The organism is Pseudomonadota bacterium (assembly GCA_026388215.1).
GTDB lineage: Bacteria > Desulfobacterota > Syntrophorhabdia > Syntrophorhabdales > Syntrophorhabdaceae > JAPLKF01.
Window position 1 is genome coordinate 1 of record JAPLKF010000175.1, and the last position, 7609, is coordinate 7609.

Annotated in this window: 9 protein-coding genes; all 9 read left to right on the plus strand. The window is 43.7% G+C overall.

Features of this window, described 5'->3' with window-relative positions:
• The coding region (locus NTU69_09835; protein ID MCX5803810.1) for a 2-oxoacid:acceptor oxidoreductase family protein at nucleotides 1-546 on the plus strand (546 nt) is incomplete at its 5' end.
• A 10-nt stretch (nucleotides 547-556) separates the two neighbouring features.
• Nucleotides 557-820, plus strand: coding sequence for a 4Fe-4S binding protein (locus NTU69_09840; protein MCX5803811.1), 264 nt, complete (start codon nucleotides 557-559; stop codon nucleotides 818-820).
• Nucleotide 821: 1 nt separating this feature from the next.
• On the plus strand, nucleotides 822-2018 hold the full coding sequence (locus NTU69_09845) for a phenylglyoxylate dehydrogenase (protein MCX5803812.1): 1197 nt from the start codon (nucleotides 822-824) through the stop codon (nucleotides 2016-2018).
• 15 nt (nucleotides 2019-2033) lie between these two features.
• The gene (locus NTU69_09850; protein ID MCX5803813.1) at nucleotides 2034-3278 is read left to right on the plus strand and encodes an FAD-dependent oxidoreductase; all 1245 of its coding nucleotides are present in this window, start codon (nucleotides 2034-2036) and stop codon (nucleotides 3276-3278) included.
• 21 nt (nucleotides 3279-3299) lie between these two features.
• On the plus strand, nucleotides 3300-4607 hold the full coding sequence (locus NTU69_09855; GenBank protein ID MCX5803814.1) for a thiamine pyrophosphate-dependent enzyme: 1308 nt from the start codon (nucleotides 3300-3302) through the stop codon (nucleotides 4605-4607).
• 95 nt (nucleotides 4608-4702) lie between these two features.
• Complete coding sequence (locus NTU69_09860) at nucleotides 4703-4843, plus strand: hypothetical protein (protein MCX5803815.1); 141 nt, start codon at nucleotides 4703-4705, stop codon at nucleotides 4841-4843.
• On the plus strand, nucleotides 4834-6738 hold the full coding sequence (locus NTU69_09865; GenBank protein MCX5803816.1) for an aldehyde ferredoxin oxidoreductase family protein: 1905 nt from the start codon (nucleotides 4834-4836) through the stop codon (nucleotides 6736-6738). Before NTU69_09860 ends, NTU69_09865 begins: the two co-directional genes overlap by 10 nt.
• A 17-nt stretch (nucleotides 6739-6755) precedes the next feature.
• Nucleotides 6756-7235, plus strand: coding sequence for a 4Fe-4S dicluster domain-containing protein (locus NTU69_09870; GenBank protein ID MCX5803817.1), 480 nt, complete (start codon nucleotides 6756-6758; stop codon nucleotides 7233-7235).
• Nucleotides 7236-7310: 75 nt separating this feature from the next.
• Nucleotides 7311-7609: UbiD family decarboxylase (locus NTU69_09875; protein ID MCX5803818.1), on the plus strand; the 299-nt coding region annotated here is incomplete at its 3' end.

A 7609-nucleotide genomic window follows, 5' to 3' on the forward strand; every position in this document is an offset into this window, starting at 1 on the left:
ATGAAGGAAATAAGGGTTCATGGAAGAGGTGGTCAGGGAGGCATGGCCGGTGCGAGGATGCTGGCGGCTGCCTTTGTCCATGAAGGAAAGTGGGCCACAAGTTTTCCTGAGTTTGGTTTTGAAAGACGTGGCGCACCAGTAAGGGCTTTTGTTCGCGTTGATGATAAACCAATCAGGGAAAAAATGAAAGTATATAATCCTGATTGCCTTTTAGTGATAGACCCTGTACTTATAGGCTCTAAAACAACATTTGAAGGGTTCAAACCCGGAGGGATCCTTGTCTTGAATGGACATGAAGCCGGTTCCTATCCTGAAATGAATTTGAGTGTTGTTGGTTATGTCAACGCCACGAAAATAGGTTTGGAGGAGATAGGTATTACAGCTACAAATACATGTATGCTCGGCGCTTTTGCCCGTGCTACAGAATGGATAGGTCTCAATTCTATTCTGTCAAGTCTGTCAGAATACTTTAGCGGCGACCTCCTTAAGAAAAATATAAGGTGTGTTGAAAGAGGATTTAACGAAACAACAGTTCTACGGTACTGAAGGAGAGATTATGCAGTTTAAAACAAAATTAGACGCAGCCTGGGCTTATCCAACAAAATTGTTTGTGGTAAACGTCAGCGAGTGGAGATATATGAAGCCGGTAGTTAAAAGAGCAAAGTGCTGTCATTGTGAAATCTGCAGCCTCTATTGCCCCACCGGCTGTATAGAGGACATGGGAAACTACTTCGGGGTTGATCTGGATCATTGCAAAGGTTGTGGATTATGTGCAAAAACGTGTCCAGTCCATGCTATCAAGATGGTAATGGAGGTATGAGGTGAATGATGGGTTGAAATCTCCATCCAAGATAAAGGTTTTAGATGGCAATAGGGCAGCGGCTCATGCGGTAACCCTGTGTAAACCTGATGTAGTTTGTGCGTATCCCATCACGCCACAGACAGATATACTTGAAACCCTCTACACTTTTCATGCAGAGGGTGTCCTAAAGGCAGAGATGGTAGAAGTTGAAAGTGAACACTCGGCTATGGGTGTACTCAGGGGTGCAGCACTTGCTGGTGGTAGAACATTCACTGCAACCAATTCCCAGGGACTGGCGCTTATGTATGAAAACTGTATCTATAATGCCACTGTTCGGTTACCAGTTGTAATGGTTAATGTATGCAGGGAAATGGCTGCTCCTCATGCGGTAACTGCCGGTGAGCAGGATATTATGATGTTTAAAGAAGCGGGGTGGATTCAAATCCATGCACGTTCGTGCCAGGAGATTTTTGATTCTGTGATAATTGCATATAAATTGGCAGAAGATTCAGAAATAAGGATACCTGTTGTGGTCTGTTATGATGGTTACTTCCTTTCACATCAGTGGGAACCTGTGGAAATTCCATCCCAGGAAAAAGTAGATCAGTTTCTACCGCCTATGAAAATGAGCCCTTCTGTGGATCCCGGGACAGCTCTGACCTTTGGTCCCTTTTTGCCCCCCGACTTAGGCACCGAATACCGCTATAAACAGTGTATCGCCACAGAGATGGCTAAAACGAAACTCGAAGAGATAGAAAAGGATTTTCAGGAGCTTTTTGGGCGTGGCTATGGGGGTCAGATAGAAGAATATCGAACAGAGGATGCTGATATCATTTTAATGGCACTTGGAAGCTGTGCTGGTACAGCCATGGTTGCAGTTGATAAAAAGCGTGAAGAGGGAATAAAAGTCGGGTTAGTGAGGGTTAGGATGTTCAGGCCCTTTCCAAGAGAAAGGGTGGTAGAAGCGCTTAAAAATGGAAAGGCTGTGGGAGTAATTGACAGAAATGTCTGTTTTGGATGGAACTGCGGCAACCTGTTAATGGAATTAAAGGCTGCCCTTTATGGTTCAGGAAAAAATGTACCGCTCCTCAATTTTATATGCGGACTTTGCGGATCGGACATAACGATAGAGCAGATCGAAAAGGCAATTGATATGACAGCTACAGCTGCAAAGGGTACACCGTATAAAGAAGTGACCTGGCTTGATATTGAGTAACAGGGGTATACACATATGGCAAAAAAGCATCTGATCATTGGTTCTGGAATAGCTGCGTTAAGTGCAACCAGGATGATAAGGAAAGTAAACACAGATGATGAGATTAAAATGGTCACAATGGAAGACTGCCTTCCTTACTCCCCCGCTGTTCTCCCGTATTTAATCTCGAAAAGAATCGATGAAAACAACATTTCCCTTGCTGACGAAAATTTTTTTGAAAAAATGGGCTGTTCTCTTGAGAAGGCAAAGGAGGTTGTTCATCTGAGAACAGATACAAAAGAGATTGTTTACAGGGATGGGGAACGGGATAGCTATGATACCCTCCTAATTGCCTCGGGATCAGAACCGATGAAACCACCCATACAAGGGCTTGAAGAAGTGGGTTTTATTGGTTGTCATACGTTGGCTGATTGCAGGAATATCATTCAAAAATTGGAAAATAAAAAAAAGGTGACATTATACGGTGCAGGATTGGTTTCTCTCGAAATTGCTGCCTCCCTTTTAGAGGCTGGCTATGGAGTGGATATCGTTGCAAGGAGTCGAATATTACGACGATACTTTGATAATGAACCTATTAGAATAATCTCCAATATTTTTCAGCAACATGGTGGGAACTTTTATAATGGAAAAGAGATCATAAAAGTTGATCACGAAGGCAGTTCTATAAAAATGAACCTTGCGGATGGTACTTTTCTCACAAGTGACCTTCTGATATGCTGCTTAGGTGTTACACCGAGAACAGGATTCTTGATAAATACCGATATAAAGGTTAATGACGGTGTGTTGGTTGATAGAAATATGAGGACAAATGTCCCGGATGTATACGCAGCTGGAGATGTAGTGGAGTCCACTGATTACTTTTTTAACCAGCCCGGGATCAATGCAATAGCCCCGAATGCCATTACTCAGGGCAGAATCGCCGGTGCAAATATGGCAGGAGAAAACGTTGCAGACAGAGGCTGGATATCGATGAATGTTTTCAAGTTTTTTGGACACACTGCTTTTTCCATTGGATTACCAGGTACAGAAGGTTTTTATACACTCAGAAAAAGAGGACCAGAGGATTTTAAGGAGCTCGTGTTTAAGGATGATAAGCTCGTGGGAGCGAGATTTATAGATATAGAGATTGATCCTGGTGTTTTCCGGTATCTGATCGAAGGGGCAATAGATGTGGAGCAGAAAGAAATGCTCTTCGACAGGCCACGTGAAGTAAGCCTGTGGTTAATGATGGAGAATGAACAGGGGACCAGGATTAAATGACGCGGAGAAGTGAGGAGAAGAATGGGTTATGATGTTTTAGAGCGCAGGGAGAACATCTGTCCGCCAGGCTGTTCGCTCTGTGAAGAGGCATGTAGCAAGAGAACAGCGAAAATGGACTCCCCCGTCATACGGCACATCAATGTACCTGAGGTTGGGTATCATGGAGTGGTTACCTGTACACAGTGCGGTGAACCAGAGTGCATGGAAATATGTCCGAGTCGTGCGATACTCAAAAATGCTGATGATGGGGTAGTGCGGATAGATGAAGACAGGTGTGTTGGCTGTGGCATGTGCACCCTTGCCTGTCCTTATGGAGGGTTAACATACAGTGTAGAGCGTCGAAAGACAATAAAATGTGATATGTGTGGTGGTGACCCTGCGTGTGTGAAGGCATGCCCATATGGTGCGATAGATTTGCTCCAAAGTAAGAAGATCAAAGGTTATCTATCAAATCAGGATTTTCTTTCACCCGGAACACGTGCATGTCCTGGATGTGCTGCAGAACTTTCTTATCGGTCTACACTAAAACTTTTGGGAACGTATAAGGATGTAATTGTTTTTGGATGTCCGGGCTGTATGACAATTCTGATGAATGGTTTCGGGACAATGCCCGGTAGCCGGGCTACCTATGTATCATGTCTTTTTACAAATGTTTTCTCAAGTATGACAGGTGTGTACAGATATTACCGCCATAAAGGGCGGAAAGTAAAACTTGTGGCATTTGTTGGTGATGGCTGTGTCTCGGATGTGAGTTTCCAGACACTATCAGGTGCAGCGGAGAGGGGGGAGAATATCGTTACGGTATGTTACGATAATGAAGGTTACCAGAATACAGGCAATCAGCGAAGCAGTACTACCCCCCAAGGGGCGCGCACCTACACTTCACCTGTTGGAATTACGCGCAAAGGAAAACAGCAGAACAGTAAGGATGTGCCATTGATAATGGTTTCACATAACATACCTTATGTGGCTACCGCAACCATTGCATACCAGGAGGATTACCTAAAAAAATTAACAAAGGCAATGAACGTTGAAAATGGTACATCATATATACATTTACTTGCGCCCTGTCCACCAGGGTGGGGTACTTCTGGTGATAGTGCCATTGAAATAAGCCGTCTTTCTGTGGAGACAAATTATTTCCCCCTTTGGGAATGTGAAGATGGAAAACTGCGGTTTACTTATGAACCACCTGTACAGAAACCCGTGAAGGAGTTTATTAAATTGCAGGGCAGGTTCTCTCATTTCAGAGAAAAGGAAATTGAAGAGCTCCAGCAGTCTGTGAATAGCAGATTTAAACATATTAAGGCCTTATCTACTTTAGGGTAGCATAAAAATGTAAGGAGGTGCATATAATGGTTACATTATCAACCAGGAAACAACCAAGAGATCGGCTTCTCAGGTGTCTTAACTGTTTCACAAGGATGGATATACCTCTGAAAGCAGAATTTTACACCTGTCCAAAATGTGGAACTAAATATGAAATAGCGTGGCGGGCAGGACAGGCAAAAATATTGGGCTTAGCGGACAATTCAGGTATTGAGGAGGATTCAAAATGGCATTAAAAGGAAAGGTAGCTATTATTGATTTATCAAAAGGTGAGGTAACAAAGAAATCAATTCCTGAGAAACTCCGTCACCTTTTTCTGGGTGGAAGAGGTATGGCAGCGTATCTTCTTTATCATCATTTGAAACCAGGGGCAGATCCCTTTGGCCCTGATAACGTTCTTATGGCAAATGCAGGGCTTTTAACCGGAACGGTTGCTCCAGCAGCATCGAGAACACAAATGACTGGTAAATCCCCAGAGACCGGTGCTATCGGCAGGGGCAATATGGGTGGATTTTTTGGAGCTGAACTTAAATTTGCCGGCTTCGAGCACCTTGTATTTAAAGGGGCATCAAAAAAGCCCGTGTATGCATATGTGCACGATGGAGAAATTGAAATACGTGACGCCTCTCATTTATGGGGAAGAGATACAATTGAAACTCAAAAAATTATTAAGGAAGAACTGGGTGATGAAGAGGTGCAAGTAGCATGCATTGGCATTGCGGGCGAGAATATGTCGGTTTTTGGAAATATCAGAACAGGACTTAAAAATGCTGCAGGCAGGACGGGCACAGGGTGCATTGCGGGTTCTAAGAAATTGAAAGCAATTGCTGTAAGAGGTACCCAGGGGTTAAGTCTTGCCCATCCCAAGGAAGCCCTTGAGTACTCAAAAAAGGCTATTGATAAGATTATGATGACGAAAGTTGCCAAGGCTATGACAGTGGATGGGACAAGCTACATCTGGAATGTAACAAACGCCAGTGGCTTGCTCGAATGGATGAATGGGCAAACAAACAAGTTCCCCTTCGGTGACTGGCATAATATGACAATAGAAAAATTTCATGATGAATATAATGTTGGAATGGTAGGATGCTTCGGCTGCACAGTACACTGCAGACATCAATTCCGGCTAAAAGAAGGACCCTTGGCAGGTGAGCTGGGAGAGGGCCCCGAGTACAATACCCAGACGGCTATGGGAAGCTTTGGCCTGAACAATTGGGGAGATATGCTTTACAATTGGCACTTAGCAAATATCTATGGCATTGATACAACCGGTTGGTGCAATCTCGTGCGGGGCTGTATGGAACTTTATCAGAGAGGGATTATCAATAAGGAGATTACAGGTGGCCTCGATTTATCCTGGGAAAACGCACAGGAGATTACGCCAATATTGTTAGAGCTTACTGCCAAAAATGAGGGTTTTGGAGCTATTCTGGCTAAAGGCCATCTTGGAGCGATCAAGGAACTCAGTAAATACAGCGACCAGGTCGGTTACTATATCATGCACTGTAAAGGACTCGGCAAGCTCGGTAACGTAGACAGGGTGCAGCCATCCTTCTCCCTGGGGATAGCCACATCAACAAGGGGTGCCGACCATCTGACAAGTAGACCTGCCCTTGATCACTACCATCTTCCCGAAGATGTTCTCGAGAAACTCTATGGAGGACGTGTATCGAGCGATTATAGATCGTATGAGGGTAAGGCCAGAATGGTCAGATGGCATGAGAACACCTATGCAGTCGTTGATGCATTAGGTACCTGCAAGTTCCAAACTGTCTTTTTCAGCCCCAACCTCCCTTCTTTGAACGAATGGGTTCACTATCTCCGATACATTGCAGGGCTCGAATTCACTGTTGATGAGCTCTTTGAGGTCGGGGAAAGGATATATACCCTGGAGAAGATGATTAATCACAGAGAGGCAGGACATACACGGAAAGATGATTATCCACCGGAGCGATCCTTTAAGGAAGGGCTTCCTTATGGTCTCGGACCGGTAAAAGGAAAGCACATTGAAAGGAAAAAGTATGACAAAATGCTCGATGAATACTACGAGCTTCATGGCTGGGATAATAATGGTGTGCCGACGCCCGAAACGTTGAAGCATCTTGAATTAGATATGGAACCATTAATTTAAAAATAGAGGAGCTTATTATGGAAAAAATGATACTTGTTGATTACAAAAAATGTACAGGCTGCAGGCTCTGTGAAAATGTCTGTTCCGTTCACAACGAGGGGGTATGTAATCCTTCACTTGCCAGAATCAAGATAATTAAATGGGAATGGGATGGTATGCAGATACCTACCATATGTCAGCAGTGCCTTGAACCTGCCTGTATGGAAGTCTGCCCTGTAAAAGCAATATCAAAAGACAAAGAACTTGGGTGCATAAAGATAAATCATGAAAAATGCATCGGCTGCAGGCTATGCCTTGCTTACTGTCCATTCGGTGGCATAGTATACAACTTCTCACGTGGTGAAGTATCGAAATGTGAATTCTGTGATGGCGATCCAATGTGTGTAAAATATTGTGAAACAAAAGCAATACAGTTTGTTGATGCAAATACGGCTGATGTGAAAAAGAAGCGTAGTCTTGGCGCCACCATACTCAAAGCAGTAGGTAGCAGGGAATAACGGTATTATAAGAATATAGATTTCCTGAAAATGAAAGGGAACTATAATTAAAAAATAATTAAGGAGGTTGTAAAGATGAAAAAGAAAGATGTAACAAATATTAGAGGCACACTGGAATATCTTGACAGCAAAGGTGAAGTTCTCCATGTGAAGGAAGAGGTTGACCCAATCTACGAGATTGCCGGTATTCAGAAGGCGCTTGATGGCGGACCAGCAGTTCTTTTTGAGAACATTAAGGGTTACCCCAATTTTTACAATGTAGGGAATATCTTAAGCCGACGGGAGAGGATTGCTGACCTATATGATGAAGACGACCCGATACAGTTAAAGTTCAGGTTCAGGGATGCCTTAAAGAAACCACTACCACCCAAGAT

Coding starts and splice junctions, on each gene's coding strand:
- NTU69_09840 (MCX5803811.1), top strand. CDS start 557: ATGCAGTTTAAAACAAAATTAGACGCAGCCTGGGCTTATCCAACAAAA.
- NTU69_09855 (MCX5803814.1), top strand. CDS start 3,300: ATGGGTTATGATGTTTTAGAGCGCAGGGAGAACATCTGTCCGCCAGGC.
- NTU69_09870 (MCX5803817.1), top strand. CDS start 6,756: ATGGAAAAAATGATACTTGTTGATTACAAAAAATGTACAGGCTGCAGG.
- NTU69_09865 (MCX5803816.1), top strand. CDS start 4,834: ATGGCATTAAAAGGAAAGGTAGCTATTATTGATTTATCAAAAGGTGAG.
- NTU69_09850 (MCX5803813.1), top strand. CDS start 2,034: ATGGCAAAAAAGCATCTGATCATTGGTTCTGGAATAGCTGCGTTAAGT.
- NTU69_09860 (MCX5803815.1), top strand. CDS start 4,703: ATGGATATACCTCTGAAAGCAGAATTTTACACCTGTCCAAAATGTGGA.